The sequence below is a fragment of the Glutamicibacter sp. 2E12 genome, from assembly GCF_050030965.1.
Lineage (GTDB): Bacteria > Actinomycetota > Actinomycetes > Actinomycetales > Micrococcaceae > Glutamicibacter.
In genome coordinates this window covers 1,564,743-1,583,120 of sequence record NZ_CP188297.1, presented here as the reverse complement: position 1 = coordinate 1,583,120, position 18,378 = coordinate 1,564,743, and the positions used below count along the sequence as shown (strand labels likewise).

The window sequence follows — 18,378 nt, the reverse complement described above, 5'->3', positions numbered from 1 at the left end:
TTTTATTCGCCATACGCCGCGCTTCTTGAACGCTTCGGCCCCATGATCGCAGCAGGCTTCCGCCGCTCTTGATTCGGCAGAACACTAACTCCTCCCCTGGGCTCGGGGCCCTGGCGCGAATTCCCTACCGCCCACCGTAATGAAACTTGGTTTCCCGGCATGACGCTGAGGTTCATGCCACTATTGGTCATGGAGTGCATTGAGTCACACTCCTGCTTATTGTTCTCCGTAACCATCGATGACGATTGAGGAATAGCCACACCATGGTAGAGATTCAGGCAAACCATTCAGAATTGACCCCACTGCGTTTCTTGGAACGCACAGCCGAGGCCTATCCGAAGAAGACCGCCGTCATCCATGGAACTCGCAGCTTCTCCTATGAAGAATTCGAAGCACGGGTGCACCGCTTTGCCCAGGCGCTGAAGGCTCGCATTGAGCCGGGCGACCGCGTGGCCGTGCTGGCACCGAATACTCCCGAAATGCTCATGGCGCATTACGCCGTACCGCTGGCAGGCGCAGTCCTCGTTGCCCTGAACACCCGACTCTCGGCCCACGAGCTGCAATACATCATTGATCATTCTGCTGCCAAGCTGATGCTTGCCGACACAGAGCTGTTGGAGAACACGAAGACCCTGCGCCGCGAGAACCCAACGCTGGAGGCGCTCATCGAGATCGCCGATGACCAGTACGCCGGAGAACGTCCGGACGTGCCCGTGGACGCCACCTTGGACGAGCTAATCGCACAAGCCTCGGATGAAAGACTTCCCTACGCCATCGCCGATGAGCGGGCTCCGATCACTCTCAATTACACGTCGGGCACCACCGGCAAGCCGAAGGGCGTGCTCTACTCGCACCGCGGCAGCTACCTGAACTCGTTGGGCGAAGCGCACCACCAGGGCTTCACCGCCAAGACCCGCTACTTGTGGACCCTGCCGATGTTCCACTGCAACGGCTGGTGCACTCCATGGGCCGTCACCGCAGCGGGAGGAACGCACCTGTGCCTGCGCGGCGTGCGCGAAGATTCCGTTTGGGATGCCATCGAGGATCTTGGAACCACCCACTTGTGCGGCGCTCCGACCGTCTGCTCCATCATCGCCGACTCCACCCGCGCCCACCAGCTCGATGCGCCACTGCGCATCACCACCGCAGGAGCTCCCCCGTCCCCGGCAATCATCTCCAAGCTGCAGAAGCTGGGCATCGAGGTAGTCCATGTATATGGCCTCACCGAGGTATACGGACCGTACACGGTGTGCGAGTACCAGGATGAGTGGGATGCCCTCGATGGCCCGGACCGGGCCGCGAAGCTCGCCCGCCAAGGCGTTGGCATGATTACCGCCGAGTCCGCACGCATTGTTGACGAGAACATGAACGATGTCCCGGCGGATGGACAGACCATGGGCGAAATCGTGCTGCGCGGCAATAACGTCATGATCGGCTACTACCGCGATGAAGCGGCCACTACCCAAGCTTTCCATGGCGGCTGGTTCCACACCGGCGATCTGGGTGTCATGCACCCGGATGGCTACATCCAGGTGCGCGACCGGGCCAAGGACATCATCATTTCCGGCGGCGAGAACATCTCCACCATCGAGGTGGAGCAAGCCCTCGCCTCGCACCCAGAGGTGCTGGACCTGGCCGTCATCGGCATCGCGGACGAGAAATGGGGCGAGCGTCCGGTGGCATATGTCATCCGCGCCAGCGGATCCTCCCTGGACGCGCAAACGCTGATTGAATTCGCCCGCGAAAAGCTTGCCGGTTTCAAGGTGCCGCGCACCATCGTCTTCCCGCAGGATCTGCCGCGCACCTCCACTGGTAAGGTGCAGAAGAATGTCCTGCGCGCCCAGGCGCTCGAAGCCAGCACACCGAACTAGCCTGAGGATCACCAATTGGAAAACACTGCACCGCGGATTCCCAACAAGACCAGCCGCTTCACCGAAAGCATCGGACTGGAATTCGACGAAATCACGGCCACGGAAGTACGCGGCCACGCGCAGCTGGACGAGAACCACCACACCCCTTGGGGCGTGGTGCATGGCGGCGTTTACACCTCGATCATCGAGAGCGCAGGATCAGTGGGCGCCAGCTACGCGGTGGCCGAACGCGGGCAATTCGCCGTGGGCGTGCACAACGCCACCGACTTCCTGCGCCCTTCCACCGGAGCACGGGTTCAGGTAATCGCCACCGCGCTATTCCAAGGGCGCACCCAGCAGCTCTGGGAGGTCATCATCACCGATGAATCCACCGGCAAGCAGCTATCCCGCGGCCAGTTGCGCACCCAGAATGTGGATTTGCCTGAGAATCCGGCCTAGCTGGTTTTCACACCGCGAGCACGGGCGTACGGTAGGTGGCATCTAACGCTCAAGCTCCAGGAGATTCGCCATGAGTGCGACCTATACCTTCGATGTGTTCAGCAGCCTCGATGGCTTCGGCAGCGCCGCCGGCGATTGGGGCGGCTACTGGGGAAAACAGGGGCCAGAGCTGTTAGCCCACCGCCTCGCGCTCTACACTCCGGCTTGCCGCATGGTTTTCGGGGCCAACACCTTCCGTCTCTTCAGCCGCTTCTGGGCAGAAATCGAGGCGAATCCCGAGGTTGAAGACGCGTGGGGTGTGGCCCTGCACGACAAGCCCGCCACCGTCATCTCCACCACCCTGGAAGAGCCGCTGTCCTGGCCAAACCCCACGCTGGAGCGCGCTGATGCACTGGAAGTCGTCGCACAGCTCAAGGAAGCTTCAGATGTGCCGCTGCGCTCCCACGGCTGCTTAGCGATGAACCATTCCCTGCTGGCGGCAGGTCTTGTGGACTTCATCCAGGTGACCATCTTCCCGGTACTGACCGGGCATAGCGGTTCTGCCCCGGTACTTGGCGGGGTCGATGACTACGATCTGGAACTTGTCGAGTCCAAGCTGCTGGACGGACGGATCCAGGAACTGACTTATCGCCCGACGCGCCATCAACCAGCCCATGCATAGCAGCTCGATGAAGCGCATTCTGGGTACCTGCCTAGTGCTCGGCGCAGTGTTCCTCGCCGGATGCTCCGCGCCAACCCCGCCTTCAGCTCCAGCTACCGAATCGCAAGCTGTTCCAGCACCACTGGCCACCGGCTTGGACGCCCCATGGTCCATGGTTTACGCCCAAGACAGCCTGCTGGTCAGCGAACGCGATTCTGGGCGGATCGTGGAGATCTCAGGATCCGGACCAGGCCGCGAAGTGGCTCGGCTCGATGATCTGGTGGCGACCGGAGAAGGCGGACTGCTGGGCTTGGCCTTCCTCTCCCCAGACCAGCTTTTTGCGTATTCCACCGCTGAATCCGGCAACCGCATCCAGCGGTTCACGGTGCAAGGCAGCGCCAGGAATCTTTCACTGTCGGCCCCGCGCACCTTGATTGACGGGTTGCCCTCGGCCAGCATCCACAACGGCGGGCGGTTGGCCATCGGTCAGGACGGGATGCTCTATGCCACCGTGGGCGATGCGGGCAATCCCCAGCAAGCCCAGGACCTGCAGCAGCTGGGCGGAAAGATCCTGCGCATGGCACCTGACGGCAGCGTCCCGGACGACAACCCGTTCGAGAATTCCCTCGTCTACAGCTACGGGCACCGCAATGTGCAGGGCTTGGCGTGGGGTGCTGATGGCACCATGTTCGCCAGCGAGTTCGGGCAGAACACCTTCGACGAGCTGAACATCATCGAAGCCGGGGGAAACTACGGCTGGCCCGAAGCCGAGGGAAAAAGCGGCGGAAATCCGTCGTACACCGATCCGATTGCGCAGTGGTCCCCGTCCGAAGCCAGCCCCAGCGGCATCGCGATCCTCGATGGCACCCTCTACCTGGCGAATCTGCGCGGAGAAGTGCTGCGCGCGGTGGAACTGGACGAGCCGGCCACCGAGCATGAACTGCTCGATGGCCGGCTCGGCCGGCTACGCGACGTGCTAGTGGATCCTGACGGCGCACTGCTGGTGCTGACCAACAATACCGACGGGCGCGGCCAGCCAAGGGCGGGCGATGACCGCATCCTGCGCATCGATCCCCGCCTGGCCGGCGACTAGCTGGCCGGGCGCATGTCTCCGGTCTCCTGGAAGCGCTGGTGCCAGGACAGGGCCTCGCCTAGCAGATGCGGGGTGTGCTTGCCGTAGCTGTCCTTGCACGCACGGTCGAAGTAGTCCTGCAGCATCGGGCGGTACTCCGGGTGGGCGCAGTTATCGATGACCAGCTGCGCACGCTGCTTTGGCGAGTGGCCGCGCAGGTCGGCCAGGCCCTGTTCGGTAATCAGGATCATGGTGTCGTGCTCGGTGTGGTCCACATGCGAAGCAAAAGGAACGATGCCCGAGATCTTGCCGCCCTTGGCGGTCGACGGGGACATGAACACCGACAGGTAGCCGTTGCGGGCGAAGTCGCCCGAGCCGCCGATGCCGTTCATCACGTGCGATCCCAGCACGTTGGTGGAATTCACGTTGCCGTAGATGTCGGCTTCGATCATGCCGTTCAGCGCAATGCAGCCCAGCCGGCGGATGATCTCCGGGTGGTTCGAGATCTCCTGGGCGCGCAGCAGGATGCGCTCGCGGTAGTGGTCGACGTTGCGGTTGAATTCCTCGATGCCCTCCGAAGACAGCGAGAAGCTGGTGGCAGAGGCGAACTCGATGGTCCCGTCCTTGATCAGCTCCAGCATTCCGTCCTGGATGACCTCGGTATAGGCGGTCAGGCCCTTGTAGCCGCCACGGGCTAGGCCAGCGAGCACCGCGTTGGCGATATTGCCCACGCCCGACTGCAGCGGGAGCAGCTTCTCGGACAGGCGTCCGGCACGGATCTCGGAATCCAGGAAGGTCAGCAGGTGATCGGCGATCTTCTCGCTGGTCTCGTCCACCGGGGCGAAGGGGCTCAGGCGGTCTGGCGCGTCGGTTTCCACGACGGCGACGATCTTGTTGACGTCGACGTCCATGTACTGCTGGCCGATGCGGTCACGCACGGTTCTCAGGTCGATTGGCTTGCGGTGCGGAGGCAGTGCGGTGCCGTAGTAGACATCGTGCATGCCCTCCATGGCCGCAGACTGCTGGGAATTGACCTCGATGATGATCTTGTCGGCCATCTCCAGCCAGGTCTTGTTGTTGCCCACCGAGCTGGAAGGGATCAAGTCGCCCTCGGCGGTGACGCCGACAACTTCGACGATGGCCAAGTCGATCTTTCCGTAGAAGCCGAACCAGGCGTGCTGGGCGACATGGGACAGGTGGATGTCCATGTATTCCATGTTGCCCTCGTTGATGCGGCGGCGCAGCTCGGGGTCGGACATGTACGGCAGGCGCAGGTTCATGCCTTCGGCCTTGGCCAGCACGCCATCAAGCTCAGGGGCGGTGGAAGCGCCGGTAAGCACGTTGATCTTGAAGTCCTTGCCCGCAGCGTGCTGGCGCTCCATCTGCGCTGCCAGTGCCCCGGGCACGGCCTTCGGGTATCCTGCACCGGTAAAGCCGCTCATGGCGACAGTCATGCCTGGCTTAATGAACTCTGCAGCTTGCTCGGCGCTCATCAAGCGATCAGCAAAGGCCCGGTGGTGAATACGTTCGTGCAAAATAACCCCTTCAGAACTTCCTTGTGACACAGGTCTATAACCCGCGTCTCACCGGAATACTTTAGCTGGTCGGCACAGTGATTCAGGCCTCGCTGTGCGCTCCTGAGCGATGGGTGGCATATTTATCGATGAGGTGCGCTCTATTTGCGCTGACCGGTCGGTCAGGAATGGCAGCTTGGCAGCGACCGCCGGGAGCTCGATCGCTAGCCAAGTTCGGCGTGCGTGCCCTCGCGGATCGCTTTCACTTGCAGGCGGGCGCCCATGGCTTCTGCGTAGCGGCGCAGGGTGGCCAGCTGGACTCGATCAAGGTCCCCGGTCTCCATGCGGGCGATGCGGTCCACGCTCAGCTTCAGCACGGTGGCAAGTTCTACTTGGCTCAGTTCTGCCTCTTCGCGCAGCGCACGCAACGACAGGCGCCGGGACTCGCTTTGCACACGGCGCTGATGCTCTGCCACAGCTTCGCGTTGCGCCTCGGTCAATACTTCAGGATCCGCATACGCAAAACCCATTTGTTCCACCGCTTCTCTCGATCGTGCTGGCTTTGGACGTACTCATCTTCGAGGCTATTGCTGCAAATTGGCCAAGCCAATGATTATGACGCATTGGACGCAAGACGATCTGGTGAAATGTTAGCCACTTCTAAGTGACCATGACCAGTTCCGGCTCGGAATTGAATCGCCGGATGCTGCTAAGCCAAGATCATCCGAACGAAGGATAGAAATGCACCTATGTAGGATTCATACTTAAGTCATGTCACAGAGCAGAGTACTTCCACAGGTGAAGCGTTCCATGCTTCCGGTCGTTCTTCTAAGCTTCCTGGCAGAAAAACCCGAACACGGATACTCCATGCTGGCTAAGCTCGAAGAGCTCGGAGTGCCTGGCATCAAGAGCGGGACTTTATACCCACTGCTTCGAACCATGGAAGAGTCCGGGGACATCGTCTCCGACTGGCAAATCACCGCTCGCGGACCCGCACGCAAAATCTTCGAAATCACCAAGCAGGGTCATCAGACCCTGAAATCAGTCAAAAACTGGTTAGAACAGTTCAATTAGGAGCCTTCCATGGAAAGTAACCTCAAAACCTACATCGACGAACTGCGCTACAGCCTTTCACTACGAAACGTGGATACGGCCACCATCCGCGATATAGCCAGAGAGGTCGAGTCCGAAGCCACCAGCTACGAAGACGCGACAGCCAACTTTGGATCTCCTGCAGAATATGCGGAGTCCTTTCCCGCAACAGCATCTCCAAAGAGCCACTCTGCCTTCATTCTCGTAGGCGTGGCCTTAGGTTTTCTTTGGCCTTTGCTGGCGATATTCCTACGGGATCGCGAAACAATGGTTTTCTCCGGATGGGCGATCACCTGGTTACCTGCATTCGGATTTATCGTGGCAGGAATCATCACAGATTTCTCTCGTTCGCTGATTCGGTCTCGCGCCAGCCGGTAAGCGCCGAAAGCCTGAACGAACTCAAGATTCTGAATTGGCTTTGAGCCTATTCGAAGGTGGAACTTGCTATTCGTTGACCCGGAGGCCCAAAAGAAATCCGGTTAACGCCAAGAGGTGGCGTGCTCTCCTTGCGGAGTGCACGCCACCTCTTGAACAGAAGCTGAGTCTAGAAGACTTACTTCTTGGCAGCAGCTACAACCTGCAGGCGCAGGTTTGCAAGAACGTCAGCGTGAACGCGAACGGTTGCGGTGTAGTTGCCAGTCGACTTGATCTGGTCGTTGACCTCGATGTTGCGCTTGTCGATCTTACCCAGACCGGCAGCCTCTACGGCAGCAGCAATTTCGGTGGTCTTGACGGTGCCGAACAGGCGACCGTTCGAGCCAGCCTTCATGGTGATCTTCACCGGCTGGGACTTCAGCTTAGCTGCAAGTGCCTGAGCATCCTCAAGGTTTGCAACGGCGCGAGCAGCACGTGCAGCCTTGATCGACTCCACCTGCTTCTCACCGCCCTGGGTCCAGACGATTGCGAAGCCGCGTGGCAGCAGGTAGTTACGGGCGTAGCCGTTCTTTACCTCGACAATATCGCCAGCAGCACCGAGACCGGATACTTCGTGAGTCAGAATGATCTTTGCCATTTTGCTATCCCTCTTCCTTAGCCGCGGCCAGCGCCGGAGTAAGGCAACAGGGCTACTTCACGTGCGTTCTTGATTGCCTGTGCGATCTTGCGCTGTTCCTGAACGGAAACGCCAGTTACACGACGAGCGCGGATCTTACCGCGGTCGGAGATGAACTTGCGCAGCAGTGCGGTGTCCTTGTAGTCGATGACAGTGATGTCAGCGGCCTTCAATGGGTTGGACTTTGGTTTGGGCTTACGGATTTCAGCCTTAGCCATCGTGGAGCTCCTTAGCTTTGGAGCCCGCAGAGTGATCTGCGGGATGGTGAATAAATATTGTTTAGAAAGGCGGTTCGTCTGCGCCCGGGTTGCCCCAGCCGCCACCGTTGTTTCCGCCGGTGCTCCATGGGTCTGCGGCTGGAGCATTCCATCCGCCACCCTGCTGAGGCTGCTGCTGACGCGGCGCCTGAGCTGGTGCACTTTGCTGCGGTGCGTTGGAGAAGCCTCCACCACCGTTGCCGAAGCCACCGTTGCCACCACCGGAGCGCTGGGTACGGGTGACCTTGGCGGACGCGAAACGGAGCGATGGGCCGATTTCATCGACTTCAAGCTCCATGACGGTGCGACGTTCGCCTTCCTTGGTGTCGTAAGAACGTGAACGCAACCGGCCCTGGGCGATGACACGCATGCCCTTGGTCAGCGTTTCAGCAACGTTCTCTGCAGCTTCGCGCCACACCGATGCGCGCAAGAACAGGGCTTCCCCGTCCTTCCACTCATTGGACTGGCGGTCAAAGGTGCGAGGAGTCGAAGCGATCGTAAAGTTCGCTACGGCTGAACCGGACGGCGTGAAACGCAGCTCCGGATCGGCAGTCAGGTTTCCGATAACGGTAATAACAGTCTCGCCTGCCATTGACTCTCCTTAAAAAGATTGAACGTTAATTCCTACGACGGAAGGTTTCGCGTAATTAAACGCGTGCCTCTTCCGGACGGGTGACCTTGTGGCGCAGGATCAGTTCGTTGATCTTGAGCTGGCGCTCAAGCTCAGCGGAAGCTGCTGGCTCTGCGGTGTAGTTCACCACTACGTAAGTGGCTTCTGCCTTCTTCTTGATCTCGTAGGACATCTTGCGACGACCCCAGACATCAACCTTTTCGATAGTGCCACCGTTGGAGCGGACAACCTCGAGGTACTTCTCGATGGTTGGCTCTACGGTGCGGTCATCGACCTCTGGATCAATGAGGACCATAAGTTCATAAGCACGCATGTGAACCCACCTCCTTTGGGCTAAACGGTCGCGGTATTTCCGCAACAGGAGGTTCTTGCGTTATCTGTGCACCAGACGCCCAACTTTCGGGCATGCAGTGGCACAGACCTTCCAATCCTACCCGAGAGACTCGAACTTGCATAAGCCTTGGTGTCCTAAATCATGCTGGGCTACTCGGAATCCAAGGCAGCCTCGATCCTATCGCCAAAGATCGGGGCCAAGGTGCGCATGTAGGTATCGCTGATGTGGTGCTTGTCCCGGTAGACCAAGACATTTCCCACCACTGCCGGGCAGGTTCCATCCATGCAGAAGTAATCGCTGAAGTCGAGCACTTCGACGCGCGGCTCCAGTTCGGCGGCCTGCTTGGTGGCATCGCCCACTTCATAGGCTCCCTTTTCCGGGAAGGCGCACTTATCCGGGTTCTGCACGTTTTCTTCCACGCAGTCGCGCGCATAGGAATCCTGCGGCGGCCGCGGGGTGTCCACAATGGCGTAGACCGGCAGGCCCGCGTCTTCAAGGGTGGACCACGTCGAAGCCAGCCCCTGTGCCGCGTCAGTGGTAAAGGTGGCTCCTCCCCAACTCGAGGTGATCACCGCGTTGATGTCATCGCGCGCAGCCAGAGCTTCCATGGTCTGGTCGATGGCTTCTTCGCAGTTGATGCTGCCATCCCGATCCGCCTTGCGCTGGGCCTCGGAGAACGGGCAGGAATTCTTCAGATAGGTCACCACTTTCCAGCCCTTGCTTTGGGCGTATCGGCTGACGGCCTCGAACCAGTGGGCTGCATGGGAATCACCCACCAGGGCCACGGTGTAGCTGGCGTCCTCGCTGCCGAATTCGCATTCCTTGATCTGCGTGGATTTCGGTTCCTGGACGCAATCTCCCAGTTCGGGCTGGTCCTCGGCGGCCGTCGCAGGAAGCGGGACGACCTGGCGATGGCCGGAAAGGTACGCAGGTGCGCCCTGGCCCACGGAGGCCGCGCCAAAACCAGCTGGCGGGTTTTGCATCATCGCGCCCAGCTCACGCTGCTCCTGGCCCACAAGATGCTGCTGCATGGCACCTGGCAATAGCGCGATGGACGCGGCCAGCCCGACCATCGCCGCCCCTGCAATCAAGGAGCGGGCAGGAGAACCGGCTATGGGGCGGAAGTGGCGCATGGGAGTTTCGACCCACTTCAAGCTGGCCCAAGCCAAGAGCAGGGACCCGGCCAGCAAGGCCAGCGACTGCAATGGGTCCGGGTTGCCCCCGGCCAGTTCGATGAAGAATACGATCAGCGGCCAGTGCCACAGATATAGCGAATACGAGGCGAGGCCGACCCATTGAACGGGAGCCCAGTTCACCAGCGGGTGCAGGGAACCAGGTCCTCGCGTACTGCCTGCGGCAATCACCACGGCGCAGCCAAGAACCGGGAGGGCCGCCGCAATCCCCGGGAAGACTGTTGTGGCGTTGTAGCTGAATGCCGCGAAGCAGATCGCCGCCAAAGCCACGAGTACGGCAAGATTTTTGAACTGCCAGCTGGTTGCCCACGGTGGAAGCTTCAAGGCGCCGTTGGCGTGCGCCTGGACTGCCAAGGCCAGCAGTCCGCCGACGGCCAGTTCCCAAATGCGGGTGGTGGTGATGAAGTATCCGGCGCTATTGCCTGAGTAACCGGCATAGGCCGAGTATCCCAGCGACAAAAGTGCGGTGGCTGAGAAAATGATCCAGAGCATGCGGCGCCGCGGGGCAAATCCATCGCCACTGCTAGCGTCCGCATTCGGTTTGGCCAACAGGCACACGGCCAAAACCAGCAACGGCCAGAAAAGGTAGAACTGCTCCTCCACGCCCAGGGACCAGAAGTGCTGCAACGGCCCGGGTGCTTGATCCGAAGCGAGGTAGTCGACGGAGTCGGCGGCGAGAACCCAGTTCTGCACCGAGAAGGCAGAGGCGATGGCCTGGGTGCCCAAGGCACCCCACTGGGTTTTGGGAAAGATCAGCAGGCTTGCCACGACAACTACCAGGATCACCAGCATGGCAGCCGGGAGGATTCTTCGCGCTCGGCCGGCAAAGAAGGCTGCGAGGCTGACCCGGCCGGTGCGTTCGGCTTCACGCAGCAGGTGCGAGGTAATCAGGAAGCCCGAGATGACGAAGAAGATGTCAACCCCGATATAACCGCCTGGAACTGCGGATGGCTCAAGATGATAGGCGACGACCAGCAGAACCGCCAAGGCGCGGAGCGCTTGGATCTCCGGGCGGAAATTCTTGACCTGCAGGGAATTCGAACTCATAGTCATTGATCAGACCAGCAGGGGGTAAACAGCAGGTTATCAATGGGCAACAGTCGGTCTAACGACCCGTGGGAACCTCATGGGCGGTGCCTGGGTTTGCGCTTCGCAGCATGGACCTAGCCCAGCAGTTTCCGATTTGCCGTGGACAGCGGGTATTTGGCGTCGAGTTTGGCATCCAGGCTCAGACGGAAAGCAGCCTCAAGCAGCAGCTGCCCGACGCCCCAGTACACCGGGATCAGCAACCAGATGTACCACCCAAAGTTGCCGGTGGTAGCCAAGATGACCGTGCCGAAAGTGACCAGGATGCCCAGCCCGCGGAACACGGCCAGGATCCCCTTGGTTGCCGAATCCCGACGATCTTGATCTGCTTGGGCCCGCGCTTCAAGCCCATCCACGGCCTCGGAGAACTTCGGAGTCTGGACGCTTTTGAACAGGTCTCCAACCGGCACCTCCAAGGCCTTGGCGACCAGTGAGATAGTCTCCAAGCTCGCATCATTTCCGGCTTCGAGCCGTTGGACCGTTCTGACAGTGATGCCGCTTTCGGCGGCTAGACGTTCTTGCGTCCAGCCCTTGGCACGGCGAAGCTCTGCAATCCGTGATTCATTCATGCCACTTACGCTAGCCAATGGCGCCCCGAAAGCACCACGACATCGACGTGACAGTTACCCGACTGCAACACGACAGCGGCCAAGAACCAAGGCTGGCCTGCGACGAAGAAGTATTCCTGGCGGCGACTACCTCAGCTCCGTTAAGAATTGCGCTGTTGCTTTTCACGGATCAAATCCAGTGCCAGCACCGAGCCGATCACTGCCTGGCGTTGCTGTGCGTTGAGGTTTTCCGCCAAGCGCAGGGCATAGGTTGACTTGCCGAGCAATGCGTTGCCCATCCCGGACCATTCTCGGGTCACGGTTCCCAGAACCCCGCCGGGACCGGTGATCTGGAAGTCGAAGTCCCAGATGCTGCCCAGTAATTCGAGCTCTTCGCCCAGCATCGAGATGGAGACCCTTGTTTTGAAGAAGGTGATCCTCTTGACCAGGCTGGCCAGCGGGGCAGCGTTGCCATCAAGGATTTCAAAACGATCGCGGCCCATGGTCATCGTGTCCTTGACGATGACAACCGGATTGCCTGGTCCATCGAAGACCGTGAGTTCGCGAGCCCCAACGAACATGCGGCCCAGCGCGCTTCCGCCGGTATCCACGTGGGCAATCTGCATCCCGGAAGAATCAAGAATCGCGAAGTCGTTCTTCGAGATGTTCTTCGTCTGCTGGAAGATCAACGTGTTCTGGTTGAGGATCGTCATGGTGCCGATTATGCCATCGATTAGGCACATCGGGCGAAGATCCCCCGGGGAGGCGAAAAGCCAGCCCGCAGGCCGGCTTTTCAGGTTGGACTTGCTAGGCTCCGAAGAACTCGCGAGAGACCTTGGACAGATACCAAGGGTCGTCAACGCCGCACATCTCGCGGGCCGAGTGCATGGACAGCAGCGCGACTCCCACATCCAGGGTGCGAATGCCCAGTCGGGTCGCGGTCAATGGTCCAATGGTGGATCCGCACGGTACGCGGTTATTGGACACGAACTCCTGGTAGGGAACTCCCGCCGACTCGCACCAGTTGGCGAATGCGGCAGCACCCACCGCATCGGTGGCATAACGCTGGTTCGCATTGATCTTCAGCAGCGGGCCGGCATTCAGCTGCGGACGGTTGGCTGGGTCGTGGCGCTCTGGGTAGTTCGGGTGAACCGCGTGGCCAGCATCGGCAGACAGGCATACAGAATTCGACAGGGCGCGAGCGGTGTCTTCAACTGAAGCATCCATGGATGCCTGGATGCGGTTGATCAGCTCTTCCAGGAATGGGCCGCAAGCGCCCGAGCGCGAGGAGGAACCCAGTTCTTCGTGGTCGAAGGCAGCAAGCATGGCAATGCGGTTGCCTGCTGGCTTGCGGGAATGGCCCGTCAGCGCAATCAGGCCTGCGTGCACCGAGGTGAGGTTATCCAGCCGGGCGCTGGCGAAGAAGTTCTTGCCCTCGCCAAAGACCTCGCCGCGCTGCGCGGGCGCGGTCAGGATGTCGTAGCCGGCTACCTGGGCCGGGTCGACACCTGCAGACTTCGCCAGGATCGCCAGGATGTCGGCATCCGCCAGATCGCCGGCGCCAAAGATTGGATTGGTGTGGGTCTGCTTGTCCAGGGTCAGGCCCTCATTGACCTGGCGGTCCAGATGGATCGCTAGTTGCGGGATGCGCAGGATTGGTTCGGTCTTCGCCAGGTGCTCGGAACCGTCCTTGAGTACCAATCGGCCGGCGAGCACCAGTTCGCGGTCCAGCCAGGAGTTCAGCAGCGGTCCGCCGTAGACTTCGACCCCTGCCTGCCACCAGCCGTTGGAACCGGTGGTTGGCTTCGGCTTGAGCTTGAAGCCCGGCGAGTCGGTGTGGGCGCCGAGGATATGGAATCCGCTGGTCGCAGTGGCAGCTTCTGGCTGCACCCAAGCGATGATCGCACCGTCGCGGACCACGTAGTAGGAACCCGGGACCAGGTTCCAAGCCTGCTTTTCGTCCAGACCGGTGAATCCAACAGCGTCCAAGCGCTGCGCGGCCGAGGCCGCGGCGTGGTAGCTCGATGGCGAGGTTGCGACGTATTCGGCCAGATCTGCAATGTGGGCCATTGCTGCGGCTTGTGCCATGGCTGGTTACTCACTTCTTTCTGTCAAGAGATGTTTGTCAGACGGTTCTTCAGGTTTTGGTTCCCGCCTGAAAAGTCGAGTTGCCTCCCAGCTTAGTAGCCTGAACCACATTTGCTGATGTCCTGCTGAGCCTGCCTCCGCCCTGGCAACCTGGCAGACACCCCTATCCGGGTCTTGACTTGGCACCTCGCTCTCGACGAAGCTGAAAGCAGTCCCGGAGACAAGGAAAGCGAGTTCATCATGGCTACGGCTGATCGAACACCAGAGCAAGAGAACATTCCAGCAGAATCACGCGAGGTCGAAGTGGAGACCACCGTACCGATGGATTCCAAGGTCCAACGGGCCAAACCTGCCGGTGCAGATAAGCTCCCAGCGACCAAGTTGGGTCGTATCTGGACCGCTACGATCTTCGGCTTGCTCGTGCTGATCCTGCTGATCATCTTCATTGCCCAGAACCAGGAGCAGGTGACCCTGAACTACTTCGCGTATCAGGGACAGGTCAACCTCGGGCTGGCATTGTTCTTTGCCGCTATTGGTGGCGCCCTAGTGGTCGCGATCGCCGGGGTGGCCCGCGTGATACAGCTGCGCTCTACGGCGAAGAAGCAGCGCAAGGCCAATAAGCGCTAGAAAGCTCCATGGCCGCCGGGCGGAACCCCATGGGGTTTCACCCGGCGGCCATTTTGCTGCCTCAGCGATGCCTAGTAGTCCAGGCCTTGGGATGGAATGACCAGCCCGGTCTCGTAGGCGTACACCACCGCTTGAACACGGTCGCGCAGATGCAATTTGGTCAGGATGCGCCGCACGTGGGTTTTCACCGTTGCTTCGGAAAGGAAGAAACGGTGTGCAATCTCGGCGTTGGATAGTCCCTCGGAAAGCGCACGCAGCACTTCCTGCTCACGCGGGGTGAGATCATCGAGCAGCGGGTCATGCGGAGTTTCGGCCGGCTGGTTCCGGTTCCCGGCGCCAGCGTTGCGCACATAGGTTTCCAGCAGGCGGGCAGTCACCCGGGGTGCCACCACAGCGTCGCCGGAAGCTACCAGGCGCACCGCTTGGACCAGTTCTTCCGGGGCCACGTCCTTGAGCAGGAACGCACTGGCTCCTGCCTGCAGCCCTGAGAAGGCGTACTCGTCCAGGTCAAAGGTCGTCAGGATAATGATCTTGGTTTCCGGATGGTCCTTGGCGATGCGTTCGGTCGCTTCCAAGCCGTCCATCTTGGGCATGCGCACATCCATCAGGACCACATCGGGTTTCAGTGCGGCCGTCTGGGCAAGGGCATCGAGTCCATCGACAGCTTCGCCGGCGATGACGATGTCGTCTTCACCTTCGAGGATGAGGCGGAATCCCATGCGTAAGAGGGGCTGGTCATCGACCAGCAGTACCTTGATTTTGTCTTCCACGCTTATTCCTTCACTGCCTTCTGGTTTTCGTTCTGCAAGCTGCATTCGGGTAGCTTGAGGACCGCTTTCACAATCCATCCGCCACTGGCTACCGGTCCGGCATCAACCGTTCCGCCAAAGAGCGCGGCTCGTTCGCGCATGCCGCGCAGACCGCGTCCGCTGCCGATACTCGGAACTCTCGTTGCATCTCCGTTGTCCATGATTTCCATGCGCAGTTCTTCGCGGCGCCGTTCCAGGCGAACCTGCACATCACTTACGTTACGGGCATAGCGCAAGGAATTAGTCAGGGACTCTTGAATGATACGGAAGACGGTCAGCTGGAAGGTGGTGTCCTCCGGCAGAGGATCGCCCGTATGGGTAAATGAGACCGGCAGACCTGCGGTACGGAATCCTTCGAGCAATTGCTCCACGTTCCCGCCGGTAGGCTGCGGGGCCAGCTCTCCGGATTCTTCTTGGCGAAGCACGCCCAGCATGCGGCGCATATCCGCCAGGGCGGCGCGACCGGTTCCAGAGAGCTCATTGAGCACTTCGTCGGCACGGACCTGATCGCGCTTGGCCACCACTCGTGCCCCCTCTGACAGGGCAATCATCACCGAAAGCGAATGGGCGACAACGTCGTGCATTTCGCGGGCGATGCGGTTGCGCTCTTGCACCTGGGCCAGTCCGGAGACCTGCGAGGCCCAGTGGTTCAGTTCAGCTTCGTGGATGCGCGCGTTGCGCACATTCATGCCCACCGCGGCTGCGGCAATGTAGAAACCGATGACGAAGCTGCCCGAGACGGCGATGATGACGCGCGTGAAGATGGTTTCGTCGATTCCATCTTGCGGGTCGAATTCCATTCCGGCCATGTCGGGGAAGCCCATCAGCACCATCAGGACCGTCTGGAAGCTGCCGGCCAGGATGGCCAGCGGGATGGTGCGTTTGGCCGAATAGCTGGTGGCGACCGTGTACAGGGCGATAATCATGCCTACCCCGCCCAGTCCACCTTGCGGACCAGCAATCACCAGGGCCAGGCATTCGAAAATGAACACCAGGATGATCACCGTCATCGGTGCCCGGCGCCGGTACAACAAGGCAGCGCTGACGGCGAGGGTGACGACCAGCAGGCCGGTGGCGTTTGCTTCTGGCATCGCTGCCATGACCAGGACACCGGGCAGTGTGAGCAGCAGATAGATGACTACCGCACCGATGACCACCAAACGCGGGTGGGTACGCAAATAACGGCGTATCCGGCCCATGCGCTTGGCGGCCAGTTCATCGAAGGAAACCACAGTTTCCTGCAGCGTCGGTTGGCTCATGTTTCCAGTCTAGTTTTCTCGATCAATCCCTGCGCTACTTGATGTCCCGCTTGGTCAGCAGGATTGCACCCAACACCAGTGGAAGCACGATCCAACCCGCCACGCCCAGCAGTTGCTGCCAGGTCTCCAAGTCGGTGACAACACTTGCGGGCGTTGCCAACCCCATGCCCAGCTGGTCAGGGGTGAACTTCGCGATGTTCTGCGCCCAGTCGGTCAAGGCGGTCAGGATGGAAAGGATGATCGGCAGCACGAAGAACAGGGCAGCGAGGCTGGTGATGCCGCCGGCCGAGTTGCGCAGCAGCATCCCCAACGCCAAACCGATCAACGCCGCCATGGTCACCGCCAGCGTCCCGTACCAGAGCACCCGTTGGAAGGCGTCGCTGCTGAATTCCAGATTCATCTGGTAGTTCTCGGCAATCGGCTTGCTGATCGCGAAGGCCAAGAGCGAGCTGATGATCTGGACGACGGCAGTAAGCAGGATGATCAAGATGCCCTTGGCGGCCAGGACACGCAGTCGCCGCGGGCTGGCCAGGAACGTGCTTACCGCTGAACCGGTGGTGAATTCACCGCTGAAGAGCAGGACACCAAGCACGCCAAGGATCAGCTGGCTGAAGACCAGGCCCGAGCCGATGAGCTCAGCGGCGAATCCCGGGGCCGATAGGCCTTCCATGCCCGGCATCTGATCCGTGTCGCCCATGCTGGCACTGAGCGAACCAATGCCCCAAGTGGCCACGGCTGCAATGCCCACATAGAACACGATGGCCAAGAGAACCAGGATGCGGGTGGAGTTCAGGGAGAAGAAACGGATGGACTCACTGCGCAGCACGCCGAAGAGGGTGACCTTGCCATGTGGTGCGGTTGCTAGATGGTTAGACATGTCCTTACTTCCCGCCGCCAGTCTCGGCAACTGTGTTCGAGTGGTATTCGACGGCATCGCGGGTCAATTCCATGTAGGCGTCTTCCAAGGTGCGTTGCAGCGGACGCAATTCGCTGAGCACCACCCCGTATTCCAAGGCACGGCGGCCAATGGTTTCTGAATCGGGGCCGGTAACTTCCAGGCCATGCTCATCAATCCGGCGTAGCTGAATACCTTCACCATTCAACGCATTCATCAAGATCTCAATGTCGGCTGAACGCACAATGGTCTGGTCAAGACCGTTGTCGATGAATTCAGTGATCGGCGCATCGGCCATGATGCGGCCACGGCCAATCACGATCAGGTGATCCGCCGTCTGGGCCATTTCACTCATCAGGTGGGAGGAGATGAAAACGGTTTTGCCATCGGCCGCCTGCTGGCGGGCCAGGTTGCGGACCCAAGCCACGCCTTCGGGATCCAGGCCGTTGACCGGCTCATCGAGGATCAGCACCTGCGGATCTCCAAGCAGGGCCGTGGCAATGCCCAGCCGCTGCCCCATGCCCAGCGAAAAGCCGCCGACCTTCTTGCGCTGCACGCTAGACAAGCCAGTCAGATCGAGCACTTCGTGCACTCGGGACTTCGGGATCCCCGCGGTAGCCGCCATGGCACGCAAATGCGCCAGCGGAGTCAGGGATTTGTGCACCGACTTAGCTTCCAGCAGGGTGCCGACTTCGGTCAACGGGTGACGTGATTTTTTGAAATCGTGCCCGTTGACCAGCACTTCACCGCTGGTAGGTTTGGCCAATCCCACGATCATGCGCATGGTGGTGGACTTGCCGGCACCATTGGGGCCGAGGAACCCAGTCACCATGCCTTCTTGGACCGTGAACGACGCATTATCGACCACGGTTTTTCCACCGTATTTCTTCGTCAACTGCTCTGCCTGGATCATATTTCCAGCCTAAGGAATTCGAGCCCAGCTCTCACCGCCCCCAGTGCTGATTTATGGCTC

Annotated in this window: 21 protein-coding genes; 7 read left to right on the top strand and 14 right to left on the bottom strand. The window is 60.3% G+C overall.

Annotated features, from left to right (window positions below):
• Positions 1–263: 263 nt before the first annotated feature.
• The 4 genes from ACP3TE_RS07425 (at position 264) to ACP3TE_RS07410 (ending at position 4,042) form a co-directional block, all read left to right on the top strand.
• Positions 264–1,871 carry a long-chain-fatty-acid--CoA ligase gene (locus ACP3TE_RS07425; protein WP_105656582.1) on the top strand — a complete coding sequence of 536 codons (1,608 nt, stop codon included), beginning with the start codon at positions 264–266 and terminating at the stop codon, positions 1,869–1,871.
• A 15-nt stretch (positions 1,872–1,886) separates the two neighbouring features.
• Positions 1,887–2,309, top strand: a complete 423-nt coding sequence (locus tag ACP3TE_RS07420) for a PaaI family thioesterase (protein WP_105656583.1) — start codon at positions 1,887–1,889, stop codon at positions 2,307–2,309.
• Positions 2,310–2,379: 70 nt separating this feature from the next.
• A complete protein-coding gene (locus ACP3TE_RS07415; RefSeq protein WP_105656584.1) occupies positions 2,380–2,970 on the top strand; it encodes a dihydrofolate reductase family protein in 591 nt (196 codons plus the stop codon).
• A 7-nt stretch (positions 2,971–2,977) separates the two neighbouring features.
• On the top strand, positions 2,978–4,042 hold the full coding sequence (locus tag ACP3TE_RS07410; protein WP_105656635.1) for a PQQ-dependent sugar dehydrogenase: 1,065 nt from the start codon (positions 2,978–2,980) through the stop codon (positions 4,040–4,042).
• Here ACP3TE_RS07410 and ACP3TE_RS07405 read toward each other — a convergent pair.
• Both ACP3TE_RS07405 and ACP3TE_RS07400 read right to left on the bottom strand, forming a co-directional pair.
• A complete protein-coding gene (locus ACP3TE_RS07405; RefSeq protein WP_181148790.1) occupies positions 4,039–5,556 on the bottom strand; it encodes an acetyl-CoA hydrolase/transferase family protein in 1,518 nt (505 codons plus the stop codon). The genes ACP3TE_RS07410 and ACP3TE_RS07405 overlap by 4 nt on opposite strands.
• A gap of 203 nt (positions 5,557–5,759) precedes the next feature.
• Positions 5,760–6,065 (bottom strand): helix-turn-helix domain-containing protein, encoded by a 306-nt coding sequence (locus ACP3TE_RS07400; protein ID WP_105656585.1) that lies wholly within the window; start codon positions 6,063–6,065, stop codon positions 5,760–5,762.
• A gap of 241 nt (positions 6,066–6,306) precedes the next feature.
• Between ACP3TE_RS07400 and ACP3TE_RS07395 the strand changes: the two genes are divergently transcribed.
• Both ACP3TE_RS07395 and ACP3TE_RS07390 read left to right on the top strand, forming a co-directional pair.
• Positions 6,307–6,609: a PadR family transcriptional regulator gene (locus tag ACP3TE_RS07395; RefSeq protein ID WP_105656586.1), complete on the top strand. Its 303-nt coding sequence runs from the start codon at positions 6,307–6,309 to the stop codon at positions 6,607–6,609.
• A gap of 9 nt (positions 6,610–6,618) precedes the next feature.
• Complete coding sequence (locus ACP3TE_RS07390; protein WP_105656587.1) at positions 6,619–7,005, top strand: hypothetical protein; 387 nt, start codon at positions 6,619–6,621, stop codon at positions 7,003–7,005.
• A 175-nt stretch (positions 7,006–7,180) separates the two neighbouring features.
• Here the strand turns inward: ACP3TE_RS07390 and rplI are convergent, their stop codons facing one another.
• The 8 genes from rplI to ACP3TE_RS07350 all read right to left on the bottom strand — a co-directional run bounded on the left by rplI (position 7,181) and on the right by ACP3TE_RS07350 (position 13,815).
• Positions 7,181–7,639 (bottom strand): 50S ribosomal protein L9, encoded by a 459-nt coding sequence (gene rplI, locus ACP3TE_RS07385; RefSeq protein WP_105656588.1) that lies wholly within the window; start codon positions 7,637–7,639, stop codon positions 7,181–7,183.
• A 17-nt stretch (positions 7,640–7,656) separates the two neighbouring features.
• Complete coding sequence (gene rpsR / locus ACP3TE_RS07380) at positions 7,657–7,896, bottom strand: 30S ribosomal protein S18 (protein ID WP_013350683.1); 240 nt, start codon at positions 7,894–7,896, stop codon at positions 7,657–7,659.
• 61 nt (positions 7,897–7,957) lie between these two features.
• Positions 7,958–8,527 (bottom strand): single-stranded DNA-binding protein, encoded by a 570-nt coding sequence (locus tag ACP3TE_RS07375; RefSeq protein ID WP_013350684.1) that lies wholly within the window; start codon positions 8,525–8,527, stop codon positions 7,958–7,960.
• Positions 8,528–8,582: 55 nt separating this feature from the next.
• Positions 8,583–8,879, bottom strand: coding sequence for a 30S ribosomal protein S6 (gene rpsF, locus ACP3TE_RS07370; protein ID WP_060703203.1), 297 nt, complete (start codon positions 8,877–8,879; stop codon positions 8,583–8,585).
• Between the two features lie 170 nt (positions 8,880–9,049).
• Positions 9,050–11,140: an acyltransferase family protein gene (locus tag ACP3TE_RS07365; protein WP_332486902.1), complete on the bottom strand. Its 2,091-nt coding sequence runs from the start codon at positions 11,138–11,140 to the stop codon at positions 9,050–9,052.
• Between the two features lie 116 nt (positions 11,141–11,256).
• Entirely contained in the window at positions 11,257–11,748 is a 492-nt protein-coding gene (locus tag ACP3TE_RS07360) for a helix-turn-helix domain-containing protein (RefSeq protein WP_105656590.1), read from the bottom strand.
• Positions 11,749–11,888: 140 nt separating this feature from the next.
• Positions 11,889–12,440 carry an LURP-one-related/scramblase family protein gene (locus ACP3TE_RS07355; protein ID WP_166650745.1) on the bottom strand — a complete coding sequence of 184 codons (552 nt, stop codon included), beginning with the start codon at positions 12,438–12,440 and terminating at the stop codon, positions 11,889–11,891.
• Between the two features lie 94 nt (positions 12,441–12,534).
• Positions 12,535–13,815 carry a M18 family aminopeptidase gene (locus tag ACP3TE_RS07350; protein ID WP_105656592.1) on the bottom strand — a complete coding sequence of 427 codons (1,281 nt, stop codon included), beginning with the start codon at positions 13,813–13,815 and terminating at the stop codon, positions 12,535–12,537.
• 240 nt (positions 13,816–14,055) lie between these two features.
• Between ACP3TE_RS07350 and ACP3TE_RS07345 the strand changes: the two genes are divergently transcribed.
• The gene (locus ACP3TE_RS07345) at positions 14,056–14,442 is read left to right on the top strand and encodes a LapA family protein (RefSeq protein ID WP_133833776.1); all 387 of its coding nucleotides are present in this window, start codon (positions 14,056–14,058) and stop codon (positions 14,440–14,442) included.
• A gap of 71 nt (positions 14,443–14,513) precedes the next feature.
• On the opposite strand, the gene ACP3TE_RS07340 is transcribed toward ACP3TE_RS07345, so the two are convergent.
• Genes ACP3TE_RS07340 through ACP3TE_RS07325 form a run of 4 tightly spaced genes read right to left on the bottom strand, consistent with a single transcriptional unit; the run spans position 14,514 to position 18,318 of the window.
• Positions 14,514–15,257: a response regulator gene (locus tag ACP3TE_RS07340; RefSeq protein ID WP_105656594.1), complete on the bottom strand. Its 744-nt coding sequence runs from the start codon at positions 15,255–15,257 to the stop codon at positions 14,514–14,516.
• Entirely contained in the window at positions 15,215–16,510 is a 1,296-nt protein-coding gene (locus ACP3TE_RS07335; RefSeq protein ID WP_105656595.1) for a sensor histidine kinase, read from the bottom strand. The genes ACP3TE_RS07340 and ACP3TE_RS07335 overlap by 43 nt, the downstream gene beginning before the upstream one ends.
• Before the next feature lie 34 nt (positions 16,511–16,544).
• On the bottom strand, positions 16,545–17,387 hold the full coding sequence (locus ACP3TE_RS07330; protein WP_332502719.1) for an ABC transporter permease: 843 nt from the start codon (positions 17,385–17,387) through the stop codon (positions 16,545–16,547).
• A gap of 4 nt (positions 17,388–17,391) precedes the next feature.
• The gene (locus ACP3TE_RS07325; protein WP_105656597.1) at positions 17,392–18,318 is read right to left on the bottom strand and encodes an ABC transporter ATP-binding protein; all 927 of its coding nucleotides are present in this window, start codon (positions 18,316–18,318) and stop codon (positions 17,392–17,394) included.
• Positions 18,319–18,378 lie beyond the last annotated feature (60 nt).

Excerpts from the sequence above, each read along its gene's own strand:
- ACP3TE_RS07425 (WP_105656582.1), top strand. The coding sequence starts at position 264 with ATGGTAGAGATTCAGGCAAACCATTCAGAATTGACCCCACTGCGTTTC.
- ACP3TE_RS07415 (WP_105656584.1), top strand. The coding sequence starts at position 2,380 with ATGAGTGCGACCTATACCTTCGATGTGTTCAGCAGCCTCGATGGCTTC.
- ACP3TE_RS07410 (WP_105656635.1), top strand. The coding sequence starts at position 2,978 with ATGAAGCGCATTCTGGGTACCTGCCTAGTGCTCGGCGCAGTGTTCCTC.
- ACP3TE_RS07400 (WP_105656585.1), bottom strand. The coding sequence starts at position 6,065 with ATGGGTTTTGCGTATGCGGATCCTGAAGTATTGACCGAGGCGCAACGC.
- ACP3TE_RS07395 (WP_105656586.1), top strand. The coding sequence starts at position 6,307 with ATGTCACAGAGCAGAGTACTTCCACAGGTGAAGCGTTCCATGCTTCCG.
- ACP3TE_RS07390 (WP_105656587.1), top strand. The coding sequence starts at position 6,619 with ATGGAAAGTAACCTCAAAACCTACATCGACGAACTGCGCTACAGCCTT.
- rplI (WP_105656588.1), bottom strand. The coding sequence starts at position 7,639 with ATGGCAAAGATCATTCTGACTCACGAAGTATCCGGTCTCGGTGCTGCT.
- rpsR (WP_013350683.1), bottom strand. The coding sequence starts at position 7,896 with ATGGCTAAGGCTGAAATCCGTAAGCCCAAACCAAAGTCCAACCCATTG.
- ACP3TE_RS07375 (WP_013350684.1), bottom strand. The coding sequence starts at position 8,527 with ATGGCAGGCGAGACTGTTATTACCGTTATCGGAAACCTGACTGCCGAT.
- rpsF (WP_060703203.1), bottom strand. The coding sequence starts at position 8,879 with ATGCGTGCTTATGAACTTATGGTCCTCATTGATCCAGAGGTCGATGAC.
- ACP3TE_RS07365 (WP_332486902.1), bottom strand. The coding sequence starts at position 11,140 with ATGAGTTCGAATTCCCTGCAGGTCAAGAATTTCCGCCCGGAGATCCAA.
- ACP3TE_RS07360 (WP_105656590.1), bottom strand. The coding sequence starts at position 11,748 with ATGAATGAATCACGGATTGCAGAGCTTCGCCGTGCCAAGGGCTGGACG.
- ACP3TE_RS07355 (WP_166650745.1), bottom strand. The coding sequence starts at position 12,440 with ATGACGATCCTCAACCAGAACACGTTGATCTTCCAGCAGACGAAGAAC.
- ACP3TE_RS07350 (WP_105656592.1), bottom strand. The coding sequence starts at position 13,815 with ATGGCACAAGCCGCAGCAATGGCCCACATTGCAGATCTGGCCGAATAC.
- ACP3TE_RS07345 (WP_133833776.1), top strand. The coding sequence starts at position 14,056 with ATGGCTACGGCTGATCGAACACCAGAGCAAGAGAACATTCCAGCAGAA.
- ACP3TE_RS07340 (WP_105656594.1), bottom strand. The coding sequence starts at position 15,257 with ATGCAGCTTGCAGAACGAAAACCAGAAGGCAGTGAAGGAATAAGCGTG.
- ACP3TE_RS07335 (WP_105656595.1), bottom strand. The coding sequence starts at position 16,510 with ATGAGCCAACCGACGCTGCAGGAAACTGTGGTTTCCTTCGATGAACTG.
- ACP3TE_RS07330 (WP_332502719.1), bottom strand. The coding sequence starts at position 17,387 with ATGTCTAACCATCTAGCAACCGCACCACATGGCAAGGTCACCCTCTTC.
- ACP3TE_RS07325 (WP_105656597.1), bottom strand. The coding sequence starts at position 18,318 with ATGATCCAGGCAGAGCAGTTGACGAAGAAATACGGTGGAAAAACCGTG.